Origin of the sequence: Pseudomonas kulmbachensis, from assembly GCF_963681935.1 — a bacterium.
Taxonomy (GTDB): Bacteria; Pseudomonadota; Gammaproteobacteria; order Pseudomonadales; family Pseudomonadaceae; genus Aquipseudomonas; species Aquipseudomonas kulmbachensis.
In genome coordinates this window covers 4,861,510-4,881,339 of the sequence record NZ_OY817088.1, presented here as the reverse complement: position 1 = coordinate 4,881,339, position 19,830 = coordinate 4,861,510, and the positions used below count along the sequence as shown (strand labels likewise).

At 59.1% G+C, this 19,830-nt stretch carries 12 protein-coding genes and 1 riboswitch; of the genes, 5 read left to right on the top strand and 7 right to left on the bottom strand.

The features are described 5' to 3' along the window. Positions 1 to 14 precede the first annotated feature (14 nt). Positions 15 to 635 carry a CatB-related O-acetyltransferase gene (locus tag U5A05_RS22350; protein ID WP_321834897.1) on the top strand — a complete coding sequence of 207 codons (621 nt, stop codon included), beginning with the start codon at positions 15 to 17 and terminating at the stop codon, positions 633 to 635. Between the two features lie 45 nt (positions 636 to 680). Here U5A05_RS22350 and U5A05_RS22345 read toward each other — a convergent pair whose 3' ends face one another. Beyond that, positions 681 to 2,543, bottom strand: coding sequence for an O-antigen ligase family protein (locus tag U5A05_RS22345; RefSeq protein ID WP_321834896.1), 1,863 nt, complete (start codon positions 2,541 to 2,543; stop codon positions 681 to 683). Between the two features lie 157 nt (positions 2,544 to 2,700). Here U5A05_RS22345 and msbA point away from each other — a divergent pair, with 157 nt between their 5' ends. After that, a complete protein-coding gene (gene msbA / locus U5A05_RS22340; RefSeq protein ID WP_261740005.1) occupies positions 2,701 to 4,509 on the top strand; it encodes a lipid A export permease/ATP-binding protein MsbA in 1,809 nt (602 codons plus the stop codon). A 222-nt stretch (positions 4,510 to 4,731) separates the two neighbouring features. Then, positions 4,732 to 6,153 (top strand): bifunctional D-glycero-beta-D-manno-heptose-7-phosphate kinase/D-glycero-beta-D-manno-heptose 1-phosphate adenylyltransferase HldE, encoded by a 1,422-nt coding sequence (gene hldE / locus U5A05_RS22335; protein WP_261740004.1) that lies wholly within the window; start codon positions 4,732 to 4,734, stop codon positions 6,151 to 6,153. 48 nt (positions 6,154 to 6,201) lie between these two features. Here hldE and U5A05_RS22330 read toward each other — a convergent pair whose 3' ends face one another. From U5A05_RS22330 to U5A05_RS22315, 4 genes are all read right to left on the bottom strand, one after another. Next, positions 6,202 to 7,155: a metal ABC transporter ATPase gene (locus U5A05_RS22330; RefSeq protein ID WP_261740003.1), complete on the bottom strand. Its 954-nt coding sequence runs from the start codon at positions 7,153 to 7,155 to the stop codon at positions 6,202 to 6,204. A gap of 41 nt (positions 7,156 to 7,196) precedes the next feature. Beyond that, entirely contained in the window at positions 7,197 to 8,009 is an 813-nt protein-coding gene (locus U5A05_RS22325) for an aldo/keto reductase (RefSeq protein WP_261740002.1), read from the bottom strand. After that, the gene (locus tag U5A05_RS22320) at positions 8,006 to 9,181 is read right to left on the bottom strand and encodes an NAD(P)/FAD-dependent oxidoreductase (protein WP_261740001.1); all 1,176 of its coding nucleotides are present in this window, start codon (positions 9,179 to 9,181) and stop codon (positions 8,006 to 8,008) included. The genes U5A05_RS22325 and U5A05_RS22320 overlap by 4 nt, the downstream gene beginning before the upstream one ends. A gap of 149 nt (positions 9,182 to 9,330) precedes the next feature. Next, a complete protein-coding gene (locus tag U5A05_RS22315; protein ID WP_261740000.1) occupies positions 9,331 to 9,663 on the bottom strand; it encodes a DMT family transporter in 333 nt (110 codons plus the stop codon). Positions 9,664 to 9,808: 145 nt separating this feature from the next. Here U5A05_RS22315 and waaA point away from each other — a divergent pair, with 145 nt between their 5' ends. After that, a complete protein-coding gene (waaA, locus tag U5A05_RS22310) occupies positions 9,809 to 11,086 on the top strand; it encodes a lipid IV(A) 3-deoxy-D-manno-octulosonic acid transferase (protein ID WP_321834893.1) in 1,278 nt (425 codons plus the stop codon). Here the strand turns inward: waaA and U5A05_RS22305 are convergent. Together U5A05_RS22305 and U5A05_RS22300 are read right to left on the bottom strand one after the other, a co-directional pair. After that, on the bottom strand, positions 11,051 to 15,724 hold the full coding sequence (locus tag U5A05_RS22305; protein WP_321834891.1) for a dermonecrotic toxin domain-containing protein: 4,674 nt from the start codon (positions 15,722 to 15,724) through the stop codon (positions 11,051 to 11,053). The genes waaA and U5A05_RS22305 overlap by 36 nt on opposite strands. 299 nt (positions 15,725 to 16,023) lie before the next feature. Continuing rightward, entirely contained in the window at positions 16,024 to 17,460 is a 1,437-nt protein-coding gene (locus U5A05_RS22300) for a TolC family outer membrane protein (RefSeq protein ID WP_261739997.1), read from the bottom strand. A 172-nt stretch (positions 17,461 to 17,632) separates the two neighbouring features. Continuing rightward, positions 17,633 to 17,738, top strand: a riboswitch (TPP riboswitch). A gap of 154 nt (positions 17,739 to 17,892) precedes the next feature. On the opposite strand from U5A05_RS22300, the gene thiC reads away from it, so the two are divergent. After that, complete coding sequence (gene thiC / locus U5A05_RS22295; protein WP_321834889.1) at positions 17,893 to 19,782, top strand: phosphomethylpyrimidine synthase ThiC; 1,890 nt, start codon at positions 17,893 to 17,895, stop codon at positions 19,780 to 19,782. Positions 19,783 to 19,830 lie beyond the last annotated feature (48 nt).

The window sequence follows — 19,830 nt, the reverse complement described above, 5'->3', positions numbered from 1 at the left end:
ACGAGGGGCGCGCTGTGGGCTGGATTGAACGTTTTCGGGAGAAGCGCGCCAAGCGTGCGATCCGCAAATTACCGAAAATCGAGCGGGGAGTGGCCCGTTTCAAACAGTGCTATCCCGACTACGAGATCGGCCGGGGCAGCTATGGCCTGCCCTTGGTACACGACTGGAAAGAAGGCTCAACCCTGCGCATCGGGGCGTTTTGCTCGATTGCCGAAGGGGTGAATATCTTTTTGGGCGGGCACCATCGGGCCGACTGGGTTACGACCTATCCCTTCCCGGCCATGCTCAAGGCGGCGCAGCACATTACCGATTACAACGGCACCCGTGGCGATGTGGTGGTGGGCAGTGATGTGTGGCTGTGCTCCAACAGCACCGTGCTGTCGGGCGTCACCATCGGCCACGGCGCAGTTGTGGCGGCCGGTGCGCTGGTCACGCGTGATGTCGAGCCGTATGCGGTGGTGGGTGGTAACCCGGCAAGGTTTCTGCGCTGGAGGTTCCCGCAGGAGCAGCGCGAGGCCTTGTTGCAGGCAGCCTGGTGGGAATGGCCGCAAGCCGATATCGAGCAAGCGGTCGGCCAACTGTGCAGCGACAATATTGAAGGTTTTTTGGCTTACGCCGCCAAGCGTCAGGCCTGATCGCGGTCGGGGCAGGGAGCACCTGCAGGTGCTCCCTGTAATGTGTCAGACCGCAGCTTGCGCAGTACTCAATTGCTTGATCTGCTGGCTCAGGCTGTTAACGGCGACAGGGTCCGCGAGGCTGGCGTAACCGTCGAGCAGCGCTTGCAACTGCTCATCGAACAGCCAGCGACGGTCTTCCGGGTAACGCTGCATGTGGCGCAAGTTGCGCTGGCGCAATGCGATCCTCAGCGGTGACGGGTAGAGGTGCAGGTCGGCTATGTCGATCAGGGCAAACTCGCCGTCGTCCATCAGCAACACATTGCCCAGGTGCAGGGAGCGGAAGTAAACGCCCTTGTCGTGCAACACCGCGAGGAACTTGCCGAAGCGCTCCACCAGTGCATGGCGAACGGCCGGCGACCCCATCGATTGCATTACCTGACGCAGGGTCTGGCCCGGCAGCGGCTGGTACAGAACAGCCGTGCTGCCATCGCGCAATTGATACAGGTCGAGGATCTTCGGCGCGGGGATACCCATGCCCTGCAAGCGTTCGCTGTTGATGGCAAAACGTTCTGAGTACGGGTTGAAGCTGCCGGAGGTATAGCAGCGGCGCTGGCGGAACAGCTTGAGAAAGTTGCCGTTTTCCAGACGCAGGACTTTTGGCCCCAGGCCGTCTTCTTCAATGATCTGAGCATGCGCCTGAAGCGTGTTGAACGCCGCTGCAGAGAGGCTGCGTACAGGTCGGTCGCGCAGAATCCTGAGGCGCTGGTTGATGCTTAGTGCAGCGATCAAGGCCAGAGGGATCCACAGCAGATACCAGTGTTCCTTGGGCCTCGGCAGTATGCCGCCGCCTTCGGTCAGCCCGGCGCCAATGCCGTACACCAGCAATGCCGAAGCCAGGATGAACAACGGCTGCACGCGATGGCGCCAGCTGCTGTACAAGGCCCAGACCTGCATGAACAGCCAAGGCGTGAAGCCAAGAATGCCGGTGTAATACAACACGCCCAGGGCGAAGTTGTGAGGCTCGCTCAGCAAGAAGCCCGCCCCAGGGTCCAGGCTCAGGGTCGATTCGTAACCATGGCCGATCCAGGGCATCAGCTTGATTCGCTCCAGCACCAACTGCCACAGCTCAAAGCGGAACGAGCTGCCACGGCTCATGATCATTTCGGAGAACAGTGCCATCACCAGGATGCCGCCTGCGACCAGCATGCTCATCAGTGCGAGTGAGCGTCGGTTCCAGCAGACCAGGCTCAGCCAGATCATGGCCATGACCACGGCCACTAGCGGGGTTCTGGAGCCGGTTGCCAGTAGCGCAGCGAACATGATGGTAAAGGCAGGTACTGCGATAAGCAGGGTGTACGGGCGTTTGCAGGTCATGCTCAGCGTGAGCCAATAAATGCAAAAGAAGCCAAACGCGTGGGAGCTGAGCAGTGGGTTGTCGAATGCACCAGCGCCGATCATCCGGTCTTCCGGGGCGTAATGGCTGATGAACATGTACAGGTTATAAAGGGTAGCGATCAGGGCAATGATTGCAGCAGCAAAGAACACCGGCTGCAGGCTTTCACTGCGATATTTGGTCAGCAGCGTGCAGCCCCAAAACAGCATCAGCAAGTGCAGGGCCGGTTTGAGCGAGCCCATGACGTCTTCTTCGCCGTTGGTCCAGATCAAGGTGACCATCGCCCACGCGGCAAACAACATAAAGCCCAGGATGAGCGGTTCACGCAACATGTCCTTCAGCTCTTTAGGCCGCAAGATGATCGCGATCAGGGTCGGAATGCTGAACAGGGCGTAATACAGCTTGTGATGAATACTTCGCCCAGGCAGGAAATAAAGGTCGGATAAGAGTAATAAAAGGCCAACGGGGAGCAGCCATAGGCAAATGAAATCAAACACCCGCTGCTTTGAATAATTTAAGTAACTGAATTGCATGCTGAAAGGTTCATTCCAGGTTTTGGACGGCCATACTAGCGTACTGGCCCTGTGGTGTCGTTTTTACTGCCCCACGAAGGCGGGCTTCAAGCGTTAGGCAGTACACCAGAGAAGCTGTGATAAAGTCAGCTTCCTTTTTGACTAACCGCCGCGTGATATGACCGAATCCAGCCCCAGCACAAGCGAATCGAGCTTGAAGATATATCTGCGCCTGCTCAGCTATGTCCGGCCTTATGTCGGCCTTTTCCTGCTGAGTATCGTCGGGTTTCTTATTTTCGCTTCGACCCAGCCAATGCTTGGTTACATCCTCAAGTATTTTGTCGATGGCCTCTCCAACCCGGACGCAGTGCTGTTTCCCACTGTCCCATATTTGCGTGACCTGCGCCTGTTACAGGTCGTGCCGATACTGATTGTATTGATCGCCGCCTGGCAGGGCCTGGGTTCTTTCCTGGGCAACTACTTCCTGGCCAAGGTCTCCCTGGGTCTGGTGCATGACTTGCGGGTGCAGTTGTTCAACAACCTGCTGGTACTGCCCAACCGCTATTTTGACAAGCACAACTCGGGCCATCTGATCTCCCGTATCACCTTTAACGTGACCATGGTCACCGGCGCTGCCACCGATGCGATCAAGGTCGTTATTCGTGAAGGCATGACGGTGGTGTTCCTGTTTGGTTCGTTGCTGTGGATGAACTGGCGCCTGACGCTGGTAATGGTCGCGATCCTACCGCTGATCGCGGTTATGGTGAGTACTGCCAGTAAAAAATTCCGCAAGCAAAGCAAGAAAATCCAGGTGGCGATGGGCGACGTGACGCACGTGGCCTCGGAAACCATCCAGGGCTATCGCGTTGTTCGCAGCTTTGGCGGTGAGGCTTACGAGCGTAAACGCTTCCTGCAGGCCAGCCAGAGCAACACCGACAAGCAACTGCGCATGACCCGCACTGGTGCGATTTATACGCCGATGTTGCAGTTGGTCATCTACGTCGCGATGGGCGTGCTGATGTTCCTGGTGCTCTACCTGCGCGGCGATGCTTCGCCGGGCGACATGATTGCCTACATCACCCTGGCCGGTTTGCTGCCCAAGCCGATTCGTCAGTTGTCCGAAGTCAGCTCGACAATCCAGAAGGGTGTGGCGGGCGCTGAAAGCATCTTCGAGCAACTGGACGAGAAGCCGGAAATCGACACCGGGACTATTGAGCGTGACCAGGTCAGTGGTCGTCTCGAAGTGCGTAACCTCAACTTCACCTACCCGGACACCGAGCGCCAGGTGCTCAAGGACGTGACGTTCACGGCCGAGCCAGGGCAAATGGTGGCACTGGTGGGGCGTTCCGGTAGCGGCAAGTCGACACTGGCGAACCTGATTCCGCGCTTCTATCACCACACTTCGGGCGAAATCCTGCTGGATGGTGTGGATATCGAGGACTACCGCCTGCTCAACCTGCGTCGTCATATCGCCCAGGTGACGCAGCATGTGACCCTGTTCAGCGACACCGTGGCCAACAACATTGCCTACGGCGACCTGGCGGGCGCCCCGCGTGCCGACATCGAGAAAGCCGCGCGTGATGCCTACGCGATGGACTTTATCGAGCAATTGCCACAAGGCCTGGACACTCAGGTCGGCGAGAACGGCGTACTGCTTTCCGGCGGTCAGCGCCAGCGTCTGGCCATTGCTCGTGCATTGCTCAAGAACGCACCGTTGCTGATTCTCGATGAAGCGACCTCGGCGCTGGATACCGAGTCTGAGCGTCACATCCAGGCGGCACTCGACCACGTCATGAAAGGTCGCACCACACTGGTGATCGCGCACCGTCTGACCACCATCGAGAAAGCCGATCTGATCCTGGTGATGGATCAGGGCCAGATTGTCGAGCGCGGCACCCATGCCGAGCTGATGGCGCACAACGGTTACTACGCGCGCCTGCACTCGATGGGCCTTGATGCCCCGCAAACCTCTGGCGATATCGCCTAGCAGGTGCCGTCGCCGCAATCCATTTGCAGTCGCTGGCGCAGGCTGCGATGGATTGCGCAGCGATCCTGACCTGGAGCCTGCGGCCCGTCGCAGTCTTTGGCAGCGGCTACAGATAACTTTCGCTTTGCCTGATTCTCATTCGCTGCGATTAATACCGTGAACTGACCAGCGTTCACCCTGTGTTAATATCGCGCCCCTGTTCATTTTGTATGTGGGTTCTCCATGAAGTTGTCCATGCCGCGATTCGATCAAGCCCCTGTCTTGGTGGTAGGCGATGTCATGCTCGACCGTTATTGGCATGGCGGGACCTCACGGATTTCCCCTGAGGCGCCGGTGCCGGTGGTCAAGGTCGAGCAAATCGAAGACCGTCCAGGCGGCGCTGCCAACGTTGCGCTTAACATTGCTGCTCTCGGTGCGCCTGCTTCTTTGGTGGGTGTGACCGGTGACGACGAAGCTGCCGACAGCCTGGCTAACAGCCTCAAGGGCGCGGGCGTTCATGCACTGTTCCAGCGCATTGCGCACCAGCCGACCATCGTCAAACTGCGGGTCATGAGCCGTCACCAGCAACTGCTGCGTATCGACTTCGAAGAACCGTTCGCCACCGACGCTCTGGCGTTGGGTGCTGAAGTTGAAAACCTGCTTGAAGGCGTCAAGGTGCTGGTGTTGTCCGACTACGGCAAAGGCGCCCTGAAAAACCATCAGGTGCTGATCCAGGCCGCACGTGCCAAAGGCATTCCGGTGCTGGCCGATCCCAAGGGCAAGGATTTTTCGATCTACCGTGGCGCAAGCCTGATCACGCCAAATCTCAGTGAGTTCGAAGCCATTGTCGGTGGCTGCACGGACGAGGCCGATCTGGTAGCCAAAGGTGCCAAGCTGATGTCCGACCTGGACCTTGGAGCCTTGCTGGTTACCCGTGGCGAGCATGGCATGACCCTGTTGCGTCCGGGCTTTGCGGCCATGCACTTGCCGGCCCGGGCCCGTGAAGTGTTTGACGTTACCGGGGCTGGCGATACCGTTATTTCGACCTTGGCCGCGGCCATCGCAGCCGGTGAAGAACTGCCGCACGCCGTGGCGCTGGCCAATCTGGCGGCCGGTATTGTGGTTGGCAAGCTGGGTACGGCGGCCATCAGCGCGCCGGAACTGCGCCGGGCGATTCAACGCTCGGAAGGTTCGGAGCGCGGTGTTCTGAGCCTCGACCAGCTGTTGCTGGCTATCGAGGATGCGCGGGCGCACAACGAGAAAATCGTCTTCACCAATGGTTGCTTCGACATCTTGCATGCCGGGCATGTGACCTATCTGGAGCAAGCGCGGGCCCAGGGCGATCGTCTGATCGTTGCGGTCAACGATGATGCTTCAGTGAGCCGTCTGAAAGGCCCTGGGCGCCCGATCAACAGTGTTGACCGGCGCATGGCGGTACTGGCAGGTTTGGGCGCGGTGGACTGGGTTATCAGCTTCCCCGAGGCTACTCCGGAAAACCTGCTGGCCCAGGTCAAGCCTGATGTGTTGGTCAAGGGCGGTGATTACGGGATCGACCAGGTAGTCGGCGCCGATATCGTGGCGGCCTATGGCGGCACGGTGAAAGTGCTGGGGCTGGTTGAAAACAGCTCGACCACGGCGATTGTCGAGAAAATCCGCGGTCAGTGAATGCAGCTCTCACCCTCATCCTCTCCCGGAGGGAGAGGGTGAGAGGCTTTAGCTCTTCACCACTTTCCTGAAAATCTGCCGCGCCTTGCCGGTCAGGCGCTTGAGCCTGGACTCCGGTGTCGGCGGGTTCAGACCCTGTTGCTTGACCCAATCCTTCCAGCGAATCCGCTCGTCGTGCACCACCCAGCCGTCCTGCGGTGCAAAGCTCTCGGCCAAGCGCACGCCCCGAGTACTGGCTGGCTGTAACCGATCTTTGCTCAGGGTGTATAACTCGGCGCAGGGCTGGCCCTCGGTCAGCGGGATCAAGTACAGATCCGGGCGCTGGCGATCAAGGCGAGCGACCAGTTGATCGCCCTCCAGCCGTTCGTCGACATGAAACAGGCTCAGGGACTTGGCCTCTTTGGGCACTTCCAGACGCAGGTCGTAAATCAGTTGCAACGATGCAGTTGGCAGGTGTACGTAGGCCCGTGGTCGCTCCAGCAGTGGCTGAGCGCCACAGCGAACGGGCCGCGCTGCACCAGACAAGGGCGTAAGACGAAAGGGCAGAGCTTCACGGTAATGCAGCGCTGCGGAGTAGGGCGCCGGTAACCATGTGTCGTTGAAGCGCCCGCTTAGCCAACCCTCCGGGGTTTCCAGCAAGCACTCTTCGGCAATCTCCTGGATGGCCGTATGCAGGGGCAGATTGACCTCATGGGCAGGCACATAGCCCGAAATCAGTTTGAGCACCACATCCCCCCGATCCTGGCGCCGCTGGCGCACCAGCACCCAGTAATCGCGGCCTTGCCAGTTCAAGGTCAGGCGGACCGATACCCCAAGGTTGGCCAGTTCCAGCGAAAAGCGCTCAGTGTCGGCAACCTTCACCGGCCGGCGCTTTTGCAGGGTTTGGGTAAAGTTCAGGGGCATGCCGACGCTTTGGTAGCTCAGGCCCTCGGGTGTTGCTTCGACATACAGCGGCAGGGTCTTGAAGTCACTGGGGTTCTTGCGGATCAGCATGCGCGGCATGTCGGCTCCTCCTTGCGTCGGGGTCGGCCGCCTTGGCGGCTTCAGGTTTTACGCAGAACCTGCGCAACAGTCGCCACGTTATGGGCCAAGTGCAGCGGATTGATGGTGCCGACAATAGCACTGGCAACCCCGTGATGGCCAAACACCAGTTCGAAGCTGGCACGCACCGGATCAACCCCTGGGCTCAAGCAGACATGCCCGCTGGCCAGGGCCTTTTTAACCAGAATGGCCTTGCCGTGGGTAGCGGCGTAATCGATGACAGGCCGCTCGGCCTGTTCATTGAGGTTGTAGGTGACCATCGCGCAGTCACCGGTTTCAAGGGCTTTGAGCCCGCCTTCAACAGTTTTGCCCGATAAGCCGAAGCCGCGAATTTTGCCTTCACGTTTCAGTTCGGCCAGCGTCTCGTAGACCTCGCACTCGTTGAGAATCGCAAGGTCATTGCCGTCTGAGTGAACCAGCACCAGATCGATAAAATCCGTTTCCAGACGTTGCAGGCTGCGCTCCACCGAGCGCCGTGTATGGGCCGCGCTGAAATCGTGGCTCGACTGGCCGTCGACGAACTCTTCGCCCACTTTGCTGACAATCACCCAGTCCTGACGCTGGCCACGCAATAGCGGGCCAAGGCGTTCTTCACTGCGCCCGTAAGCGGGTGCGGTGTCGATCAGGTTGATGCCCAGGTCGCGGCTGAGCTTGAGCAACATCCGCGCTTCGTCGTCGTCCGGGATCTGAAAGCCGCTGGGGTATTTAACCCCTTGGTCGCGGCCCAGCTTGACAGTCCCCAGCCCCAGTGGCGAAACCAGCAGGCCGGTACTGCCCAGCGGGCGATGCAGTTCGTGCAGCGTCGGCTGGCTCATGGCAACAGTAGCTCCCAGGCAGTTTTGCCCAGAGGCGGGCGCGGCAGCGGCGGCAGGGCCGGGGCATTACTCGGTTGGATAGCGTCTTGCTCCAGCGCTTTGAGCACCCGGTCAGCGAAGTCAGGTGCGAGTGCCAGCTTGGTCGGCCAACCCACCAGCAGACGGCCTTGATCCGCGAGGAAGGCGTTGTCCGGACGCACCAGGCCCGACTGCGCGGGCTCGGCCCGGTTAACCCGAAACGTGGCCCACTGTGCCTGGCTCAGGTCGACCCACGGTAGCAAATTGCCCAGTTCTTTTTGCGCCACGGCGATTTGCTCGGCCGGTTCGCGGGCAACGCCATCAGCCTCGGCGATTTCACCGCCCAGATACCACACCCACTCGCCATCGGCGGCCGGGTGGGTGGTCACGGTAACGCGCGGTTTGGAACCACCGCCCAGGCAGTGTGCATACAGTGGCTTGAGGCTTGGGCCCTTGACCAGCACCATGTGCAGCGGGCGCAGTTGCTGGGCCGGGACGCTGATACCGGCGCAGGCCAACAGTTCGGCATTGCCTGCGCCTGCGCTGAATACAATGCGCTGGGCATGAATATCGCGTCCATCGACCCGCAGGCCGATCAGTTCGTTGTTTTCAAGCAAAGGCTCGATGGATTGACCGGCCAGCAGGCCATCGCCGGCCAGTTCGGCCAGACGCTCGATCAGGCTCGGGACATCGACTACCAGCTCCGCCAGGCGATAGACCTTGCCCTTGAAACGCGGATTCTGCAGGGCGGGCGGCAATTGGTCGCCCTTGACCTGATCAACCCGGCCGCGCACGGCCTTGCTGGCAAAAAAGCTGGTGAGATTGCCCGCCAGTGTGCCGGGCGACCACAGGTAATGGGCTTCGGAGAGCAGGCGTACGCCGCTCAAATCCAGCTCGCCGTTACCGGCAAGGGCTTCGCGCCAGCGGCGTGGCATATCGGCAATGGCTTCGGAAGCACCGGTCAGGGCACCGTGCAGCGCGTATTTGGCGCCGCCGTGAATGATCCCTTGGGATTTCAAACTTTGACCGCCGCCCAGGCTTTCGCGCTCGACCACCACCGTGGAAAACCCCAAGCGGCGCAGGCGGGCATTGAGCCAGAGGCCTGCAACACCAGCGCCGACAATCAGCACGTCGGTGGAAATAACAGATGGCATGGGCGACCTCAGCGTTTAAAGACAAAGCTGAGAGTATACAGCCAGATCTTGAAGCTGGGTCTGAGTGCACAAAACCGTGTTGATACTCTGTTCCAGGCTCGCTCCCACGCTTGAAATATCTCTGCCGCAGGCAAAGGGACGAGTCGGGCTCAGTGTCCCGCCGTTTTCGAGAACAGCTGGATCACCACCACGCCCAGCACGATCAGGCCCATGCCGAGCATTGCCGGGATGTCGAGCTTTTGCCCGTAGATAAACAATGCCGCGATGCTCACCATCACAATCCCCAGGCCCGCCCATACGGCGTAGGCCACGCCCACGGGAATGGTGCGCACCACCAGGGTCAGCATCCAGAACGCTGTGGCGTAACCGGCGATGACCAGAATAAGTGGCAGCGGTGTGCTGAAGCCTTTGATCGCTTTCATGGAGACGGTTGCAATCACTTCGGCGCAAATGGCGATGGCCAAATAGTAGTAGGCGTTCATGGTGGAGTCCTGAGGTTGGTGCGGGGCAATTTAACAGCAAGACATTCTAGGGTCTGTAAAAGTGTGTAGTGCGTTCTGATTGCGACACGACGGAGGTGATTCGGTGCCATCATCGTGAATACTTTTTCAAGTAAACTCCGCGCCCATGAATAGAACTCTCTACACCTTGCTGTTTCATCTTGGGCTGCCGCTGGTGGCGATTCGTTTGTGGCTGCGGGCGCGCAAGGCGCCAGCCTATGCCAAGCGCATTGGTGAGCGTTTCGCCATCAATTTGCCCTCCATGCAGCCGGGCGGGATCTGGGTACATGCGGTGTCGGTGGGCGAGAGCATTGCCGCGGCGCCGATGATTCGGGCGCTGCTCAAACGTTATCCACAGCTGCCGATTACCGTGACCTGCATGACGCCGACCGGCTCCGAGCGGATCAAGGCCCTGTTTGCCAATGAGCCGCGTGTTCAGCATTGCTACCTGCCTTACGATTTACCGTGGGCGGCGGCGCGCTTTCTGGACCGGATCAAGCCCAAACTTGGCGTCATCATGGAGACCGAGTTGTGGCCTAACCATATCCACCAATGCGCCAAGCGTGGCATTCCGGTGGCGCTGGCCAATGCACGACTTTCCGCACGCTCGGCCAAAGGCTATGCCCGCTTTGCCGGTCTTACCCGGCCGATGCTTGAGGAAATGAGCCTGATCGCGGTGCAGACCGAAGCTGAAGCCGAGCGCTTTCGGCTGTTGGGCGCGCGACCGGAATGCGTTGAAGTCACGGGCTCGATCAAGTTCGACCTGAGCATTGATCCGCAACTGCTGATCAATGCCCGGGAATTGCGTGAGCAATGGCATGCCCAGCAACGTCCGGTGTGGATTGCTGCCAGTACCCACGAGGGCGAAGACGAGGTGGTGCTGGCGGCTCATCGGCAATTGCTCGGCCATTACCCTGATGCGCTGCTGATTCTGGTACCGCGTCATCCCGAGCGTTTCAATTCGGTTTTCGAGCTGTGCCAGCGCGAAGGTTTTGCCACCGTGCGCCGTTCCAGTGGCGAGGCGGTTGCCGCTCATACGCAAGTGCTGATGGGCGACACCATGGGCGAGTTGCTGTTTTTGTATGCTCTGGCAGACACCGCCTTTGTTGGCGGCAGCCTGGTGCCCAACGGCGGGCACAACCTGCTGGAACCGGCAGCGTTGGCCAAGCCGGTGCTGAGCGGGCCGCATCTGTTCAACTTCCTCGAAATCGCCGCCAAGTTGCGTGAAGCCGGGGCACTTGAAGAGGTCGATGACGCGCAAGGCCTGGCCGTTGCGGTGCAGCGTTTGTTTGAATTGCCACAAGACGCGCAGCGCATGAGCGACGCGGGTCTGAAAGTAATGCTGGCCAATCAGGGTGCCTTGCAACGTTTACTGGACGGGTTGGGGCGCCTGTTGTCGCGCTGATCCATCCAGCGGCAGGAACCAGCGCTCGGCCAGCGCTTTACCGATCTGGCCACGATGTACGTTGACAATGGCTTGCCCGCCTTGTGCATTGGCCAGTTGCGAGTAGTAGCTCAGCTTGCGTTGTGCTTTGGTTTTCAAATGGGCGACGGTGTAGTTCTGCCTGGGAGCATCCGCCTGCTCATAATGAAAGTGCGCATACCAGAGCGGATAACCCTGAGAGTCGTTGATGGCGTACTCCTGGATAAAGTCCCGGTGCTCACCCTGCAGCTGTATCCGCTCGCCCAGCCCCGCGATCTGCACCCGCTCATGAGCCAGCAGGTAGCGCAGGTTACCGTCGGTCGGCGGCAACTGCAGACTCAACTGGGTGCGCAATTCCTGGCCTTGGCTGATCAGGCGCCTGGCACCGTCGCGCATATTGTCGACCAGCACTTGGTCGCTGGGCAGGCGTGATGCCAGTGGCTGCGACTGAAGGGCAAAGTGCAGTTCGGTGGCCAGCTTGTCGAGTTTCGTGGCCTCATGAGTGTGCAACTCTTCGACTTCTATGGGGTGTCTGCAACGGACCTTGAACTGCCGACCTTTGCGCAGAAGCTCGTCAAACCGGTCGAACAATTTGCGCGCATCGCCCTTGATCACATTCAATGCGCGTGTCGCTGGCGGTATTTCAGGTTGCACGGTGCGGATTTCAACCCACTCGTCGCCGTGCTGCGAGTAAGTCGAGAGCAATTGGTTGTCGTAGCCGGAGCGTATTTCAATCACCTCAATCGGCCACTCGTTCCCGGCGGGTTTCAGGTCACCGATCAATGGGCCCTTGCCACGGGTATTGATTACTTTTTTCTGCGGTTTCCCGGCCGCCGAGGGTGTGCGTTTGCGAGGGCGCTTTCGTGGCGTCTGCGGGGGTTTTATTTCGGCGGCCAGCTGCTTTACGACACTCAGGTAAAGTTCTTCCAGCAACTGGCGCAGCTTGTTGAAATAGTCGATCTCCAGTTCGTCGGCATTGACGATACTGATACCTTCCAGAGCATCCAGAGCCTGCCCGTATTGTTCGGCCAGGCTGTCCAGCACCGCAAGCCGTTTGCTGGCATCGAACTCCAGGCTATTAAGTTCGTCGTGGGTGCGAAGGTACTCTTTGAGCGGGTCAATCGTGGTGTCCAGCGTTCTCTCGATCAACTTGCCGGAGGTGATTTTTGAGCTGGCCAGTTTCAGGCAGTCGAGCTGAAAGCTTTTAAGGCTCAGGCTGGTGAGTTCCTCTGTGGGTATATCTGCGGCCAGGCGGTAGGCAGTTTCGCTGCCTGCGTTACTGAGGTTGTAGAGCTGCTCGATATAGCTGTTTCGCAGTTCGAGCCGGTCAATGGTGCGCTCGTTGAGTGCAACCAGAGCCTTGATAAACAGTCTGAAGCCTTGAGGATCCAGGTCAGCCGCTTGTTCCATCTCGGGCCCCGGTCTGGTGAACTGCGGCCATTGCTTGATGATGGTTTCTTTCTCGTATTTCGAACTGGCCAAGGCGCTGACCCGGTTGTCGAACAGGCTTTCCAGCAGGGAAATCACAATCCTTTCGTGAAAGGGTATCTGCAGTTCAATACGCTCCTGGTTGCTATCAAGCATGTGCTGGTAATAGTTGAGTGACGCTTGCAACGCGTCGTCGAATTTTTCGCGAAACCTGGCGAGTTGTTCATTGGTAAAACGCGTATCGCCCTGGGCGCGTTGCAGGGCCGCATGTGTTATCTCGACGGCTTTTTGCAGCGGGTCTTCCTGTCTGAAGGAAGCTTGCAACTCGGCCTCCAGTTGTTTGATGCGCTCTGCCTTTTTTTGTTGAAGAGCGGCTATGCGGCTGGGGGCCATGCCTCCTTGCAGTCGCAGGCGCAAGTCCAGCGACCAGTTGCCGTTGCCATCCGATTTCAACGCAGGGCCTTGTTGGCGGGTATCCGTGGGGGCCACGATCACGGCCGAACCGCCCTGATCGATATAAACCGGGTACAGCTCATGATCGAGCAGGACGTGCCAAGACTGTTGAATGCGGTATAGACCTTTGTGCGCTCCGTTCAATGCTGCGGGGGGCAGTGAACCGCGAAGCGCCACCTTGAACCGATCCAGTCGCTCACGCTGGCTGGGGGTCAGACGATTACGGGCACTGCTGAAACTGAAGTCGAGCACCGTGCTTTGCGCATTGGGAAATTCGCCCGCCAGGGTCACGGCTCCCTCGACGATTTTGGGCGGTGGCGGCTCGGGCCACTGCTCGGCGATACGAGCAGGTGCGAAGGGGCGCAAGGCTTTGGCCTTCAGCGCCTTGGCCCGGTGTGTGTCACGGGTTACTGCGCCTGCGGCCAAGTGGAACAGCAGCATGCCGACGTTGAGCAACACATCGGCCGCCGCCAGTTCGCGTGCGCTCGGGTCATCACTGGCGAGTTCGGGGATATCCTGGCTGGCCGAACTCGCCAGGCTCAGCAGCCAACCTGTCAGCATCAGTGGTCGTGGCAACGCAGGTAACAACAACAGGCTGTTGAAAATCAGCCCTGCGCCCTCAAGTAACACGCCCCAGCGGCTTTCACTGTTGGACACTGAATCGGCATTCGCCTGGTCCACCAGGGCCCGGGCGGTATTGCCATATAAAAGCTGCATCAACTGACCGTTATGCAGGTATTGCAGCAGTTCGTTATTGCTGGCGCTGGTCGCAAGCCGGGCGGGCTGCGGGACTTCGATGGGTGCGAATTCACTGCCCAGGCCAAACCGCACGTAATGGGGCTCCTTGAACCCGCCGTTGTCGTAGATCGGTCGGGCGAGGTCACTCAACCAGATCAGGACGCTGTCTTGCACCTCGCCAGGTTGCGCGATAGCGTCCAACAGCGCGGCGCGAGTAGGGTATTGGATCAATGATTGCGCGTAGAGCGGCCGATACAGCAGGTGCGGGCCGACATCCATGTTGTCGGGTTCAATGATGTACATATTGCTCACGACATCTGCCACAGCCTCGGGTTTGCGCGCCAGTGCCAGGTTTCTGATGACCACCGGTTGCCCATCAACCTCTCGATCCTCGGCCAGGGTTTTGACCAGTGCACCGACATGGCGTGCGCCGAGCGGGGTCACTCCACTCTCTTGTTTGAGGCTCAGTTCCAGAGCCTGTAATGGCAGTTGCACACGCAAGTGCCGGGCGAACAGTTGCTCGCGCTTCCTGGCATCGGGGGTGTTGCCCAGTAGCAGGTCTTCGAGCCGTTGGGGGTAAACCTTGCCGATGTCGACTTGTTCGATAAGGCCATTACGCCGAGTGATGTAATCGGGCGTCAGCCATTCGGGCAGCGAAAGTCCAAGACGATGTCGCAGGGTTAATGAGCCTTTTGGGCGTGCGAACAAGTTTTTCAGGGCCAGGTCGGTCAGGCTCATCTTGACCCGTTCCACCATGCCGATGGTGCCCGCAAACCCGGCCGCGGTATGAAAGGTCAGTTCAATATCGTCGGGATTCAGGGTTTGTTTGGCGGCATGCAGGTCCAGGTGTTGCTCAAACCGTAGCTGTTCACGTTGCATCTGCTGCTGCAGGGCATCGGCGGCGTAGCTGCGAATGTCGGCGATGTCGCTGAGGAAGGTGCGTCCGTTACTGCGTTTTTTTGTGCAGGCCCAGGCCACGCTGTATTGGCGGTAAAGGGCCTGCTCTGCAAGGGATGCATTTTTCAGCCATGCGGGCAGAAGCTGCTTTAGCGCTTCAAGGGTTTGCGGACTGGCTTGCGGGGCGTTGAGAAAAAACGCCGAGGGATCGGTGATGTCCCGATAGACCGTTTGCAGCGCCTGCCAACCGATACCGGCTGGCAGTTTCAGGTTGCTCAGTTCCTCCAGTTGACGGTTCAGCAGGGCGGCGGCATGGGCGTCAAACACGTTGCCGTCAATCTCGAAGGATCTGACGCGAATTTCTTGCGCCACATATCTTTTACCGATCCAGGAGGACCAGTCTTTGGCAACCTGGTCCAGATTTTTGAATAACAAGGTGCTGGCGTTCGCTTTCCAGATCAGTGCCAGGTCTGTGCCTGTCAGTACGATTCTTTGGCTCAGTACGGATTTGCTCACCCCGGCATTGATGATTGTCGCCCTGAGCCAATAGGCGCGGATCGCGTTTTCACCGTATTGACGGATTCGATCTTCGCGCTCCGGGCAATTGATCACCTGGTCAATTGCCTGGCGAGCCTTGTCAGCCAGATCGGGTTGTTGCAGGACGCCGATGCTCAGGGTGTCCCTGATTACATCGCTGAGCCACTGCCAGCGGCTGATGCCAGTGTCGGAGCGGTCTGCCCAAAAATCGCTCAGTGCATTCTGCAAGCTCAGAGGCAAGCGCCAGCTCAGTTGTTTGACCAGGGTCTCGATGACTTTCATGTCCGGTTCATCTTCACCGGATTTGAGCCATGCGGGTGGGGCATCGGACAGGTAGAAGGATTGAGCGTTGACGGGGCTTAAGTCCAGCGCAGTGCCGCTGCCCAGATAGTCCAGAACCCGTGGCATGAATGGCTCCATAGCCCAACCGCCTTGCGCGCGGGGAGTGGCCAGCCGGGTGCGCTGCAGGTCGATTTTCAGTGAGGGATACTGGTGTGCAATGGCCTCGCCGAGCACTGTACGCACGATTGATTCGAGGTCGGGAGGGTTGGCGAATTGGGCCTTCACGGCGTTTATCGCGGGTACAACAGACGGTAAAGAGGGTTGAGCCGAAGAGGGTAGTGACATGGGAGTGCCTGTCTTGAGTTCAAGGAGGTCAACAGACCGGAGTCGTATTTACCTCTGGAGCTCTCAAAAACAGGTGGTATCGGGATATACCGGCACAAACGTGGGAGCGAGCCTGCTCGCGACGCTCTTGAGACCTTCGCGAGCAGGCTCGCTCCCACAGTTGCGGTCACACGGAGCTTAAGTGAACTGCACTACGCAGGTTGCGATCTTTGCAGCGAAAAGATCGCAACCTGCGCCAGTTAATTACCCGGCGAACGCATATTGGCTTCGGCCGCCTTGGCCAGATCCGGTGGCAGGAAGTCCTTGTCCGGGTTGTAGTCGGCTTTCAGGTAACGCGACAGCGCTTCCAGATCCCCAGGGTTCAGGGTTCCCGCTGCCTGCTTGAGGCGCAGGTTATCGAGGATGTAGTCGTAGCGGCTGTTGTTGTAATCACGCACTGAGTTGTACAGCTGGCGTTGGGCGTCGAGCACGTCGACGATATTGCGTGTGCCGACCTGATAGCCGATTTCCGTGGCTTCCAGCGCGCTCTGGTTGGAGATGATCGACTGTTTGCGTGCTTGTACCTGCTCAACGTCGGTGTTCACCGCACGGTGCAGGTTGCGGGTGTTTTCGACCACCTGGCGACGCAGGGCTTCACGCTGCTGCTCGGTCTGGTCCAGGCGCGAGTACGACTCGCGAACCTGCGAACTGGTCAGCCCGCCGCTGTAGATCGGGATGTTCAACTGCACGCCAATGCTGCGTTGTGACACATCGCCGCCATAGCGCTGGTTGAGGGCGTTGGGGTTGCTCAGGCCAAAGGCGTCGTTGTCCCCGGTCTTGTACTGCACCACGGCATCAAGGGTTGGCGCGTGGCCGGCCTTGCGTTGCTTGAGGGTTTCTTCGGCGGCATCCACCGCGTAATTGCTGGCCAGCAGGTTGAGGTTCTGCCGGCCGGCGGTGTCGACCCATGCCTTGGCGTCATTGGGCGTCGGCGGCAAGATCGGCAAGGTATGGCGCATGCCTTCAATGGCGTTGTACTGACGGTTGGTCAGGGTAATCAGCGACTCAAAGGCGTCTTCGACCTGGCGCTGAGCGAGCATCCGATTGGCGCGTGCCGTGTCGTAGCTGGCCTGGGATTGCAACACGTCAGTCTTGTCCGACAGACCCACGTCAAAGCGCTCGCGGGACTGGTCCAGCTGGCGCTTGAACGCGGCCTCTTCGGCTTTGGTGGCTGCCAGTGTGTCCTGGGCGCGCAGTACCGAAAAATAGGCATTGGCGCTTTGCAGGATCAAGTTCTGTTCAGTGGCCGAGAGCTGCAGTGCAGCCTGTTCATTGACCGATTCGGCCGCCTTGAGCTGGAACCAGCGATCAATCCGGAAGATCGGTTGTGCCAGGGTCGCCTGATACACCACTGCGCTGCGGGTGGTCGTCAGTGACGGCTGGTCGATGGAGGTGCGCACATTGCTCGACTCGGCACCCCCCGACAGGTTGGGCAGCAAACCGGCGCGGGCCTGGGGCACGATTTCCTTGCGTGCGGAGTAATCGGCGCGGGCAGCCGCCAGATCAGCGTTGTTATCCACAGCCTCCTGGTAAACGCTGACCAGGCCGTTTTGGTTGGACAATGGGGCGGTGGTATCCAGAGCCATTGCGCTGGTCGCCCAAGACACGGCTAGAGCCAGTGATAGTTTGCGCAGCATGAGCGATCCCTAGTTCAAGAATGCGAAAAATGAAAGCCCGAGTCCGACTCGCGTTTTCAAGAAGTAGCGAGTGTAGTAGTGGTGGCACCTTGCAACAATGGCGTTGTTGCGCCTTTTATCACCCGCTTGATTGTGGTGTTGGCGTTCTGTCTCACTCTTGTCTAGACTGGCCGGGTTCTTGTCGGGGTGCCTTGCTATGAGGCTGAGATCGAATAATTTCGGATCCCGTTGAACCTGATCAGGTTAGCGCCTGCGTAGGGAACAAGATTTCTCGTCTCCCGGCGAGTCCTCTTGAGTGCTGTCCGGGATCGATTGATCAAAAAATGATCAGTCTTTCGAGGCCGTCACTCAGCATCCAGTCCTTGGGTGCATCCGTACATTTTTCAGGTTCTCCCTCCGACAATCCGCCTGGATGCAGTCTGGAGAGCCGTGATGAGTACAAAACCAAAAAACGCGATCAATCTCAGTGATTCGGCCAAGGTCGATGAGCAGTCGGTCAAGCCGTTTACCCGCTCGCAAAAAGTCTACGTACAGGGTTCGCGCCCGGACATTCTGGTGCCGATGCGTGAAGTCAGCCTGGATGTCACACCTACCGATTTTGGCGGCGAAGTGAACGCCCCGGTATTGATCTACGACACCTCCGGCCCGTATACCGACCCGTCCGTGCAGATTGACGTGCGTAAAGGCTTGGGTGACGTGCGTTCGGCGTGGATCGACGACCGGGCCGACACCGAACGCCTGTCGGGCCTGAGTTCGAACTTCGGGCAAATGCGCCTGGACGATGCAGAGCTGACCAAGCTGCGTTTTGCCCACGTGAAAAACCCGCGTCGGGCCAAGGCCGGGGCTAATGTCACCCAGATGCACTATGCGCGTCAGGGCATCATCACCGCCGAGATGGAATACGTCGCCATCCGCGAAAACATGAAGTTGCAAGAAGCCCGCGCCGCCGGTCTGCTGGATCAGCAGCACCCTGGCCACAGCTTCGGCGCCAGTATCCCGAAAGAAATCACTGCTGAATTCGTGCGCGAAGAAATCGCCCGCGGTCGCGCCATCATCCCGGCCAACATTAACCATGTTGAGCTGGAGCCGATGATTATCGGCCGTAACTTCCTGGTGAAGATCAACGGCAATATTGGTAACAGTGCGTTGGGCTCGTCCATCGAAGAAGAAGTGGCCAAGCTGACCTGGGGTATTCGCTGGGGTTCGGACACGGTGATGGACCTGTCCACCGGCAAGCACATCCACGAAACCCGCGAGTGGATCATCCGCAACTCGCCGGTGCCGATCGGCACCGTGCCGATTTATCAGGCGCTGGAGAAGGTCAACGGCGCCGCCGAAGATCTGACTTGGGAGTTGTTCCGTGACACTCTGATCGAACAGGCCGAGCAGGGCGTCGACTACTTCACCATCCACGCCGGGGTGTTGCTGCGCTATGTGCCGCTGACCGCCAAGCGCGTGACCGGCATCGTGTCCCGCGGTGGTTCGATCATGGCCAAATGGTGCCTGGCGCACCACAAAGAGAACTTCCTTTACACCCATTTCGACGAAATCTGCGAAATCATGAAAGCCTACGACGTCAGCTTCTCGCTGGGCGATGGCTTGCGTCCGGGCTCGATTGCCGATGCCAACGACGCCGCGCAGTTTGGCGAGCTGGAAACCCTCGGCGAGCTGACCAAAATCGCCTGGAAGCATGATGTGCAATGCATGATCGAAGGCCCTGGCCACGTGCCGATGCAGTTGATCAAAGAGAACATGGACAAGCAGCTGGAGTGCTGTGACGAGGCGCCGTTCTACACCCTCGGCCCACTGACTACCGACATTGCTCCGGGTTACGACCACATCACCTCGGGTATCGGTGCGGCCATGATCGGCTGGTTCGGTTGCGCCATGCTTTGCTACGTAACGCCCAAGGAGCACCTGGGGTTGCCGAACAAGGATGACGTGAAGACCGGGATAATTACCTACAAGATCGCTGCCCACGCTGCCGATTTGGCCAAGGGCCATCCGGGGGCGCAAATCCGTGATAACGCGTTGAGCAAGGCGCGGTTCGAGTTCCGCTGGGAAGACCAGTTCAACCTCGGCCTGGACCCGGACACCGCGCGCTCCTACCACGACGAAACCTTGCCCAAGGATTCGGCCAAGGTCGCGCATTTCTGCTCCATGTGCGGGCCGAAATTCTGCTCGATGAAAATCACCCAGGAAGTGCGCATCTACGCCGCTAACCAGCGCATCGATGCTATCGACGTGGACGTTGCCAAAGGCCTGGCTGAACAGGCTGAGCGCTTCAAGCAGGAAGGCAGTCAGCTGTACAAAAAAGTGTGATCTGAAACGCGCCAGCCCTGCTGGCGCAAATCTCTGTAGCCGCTGCTG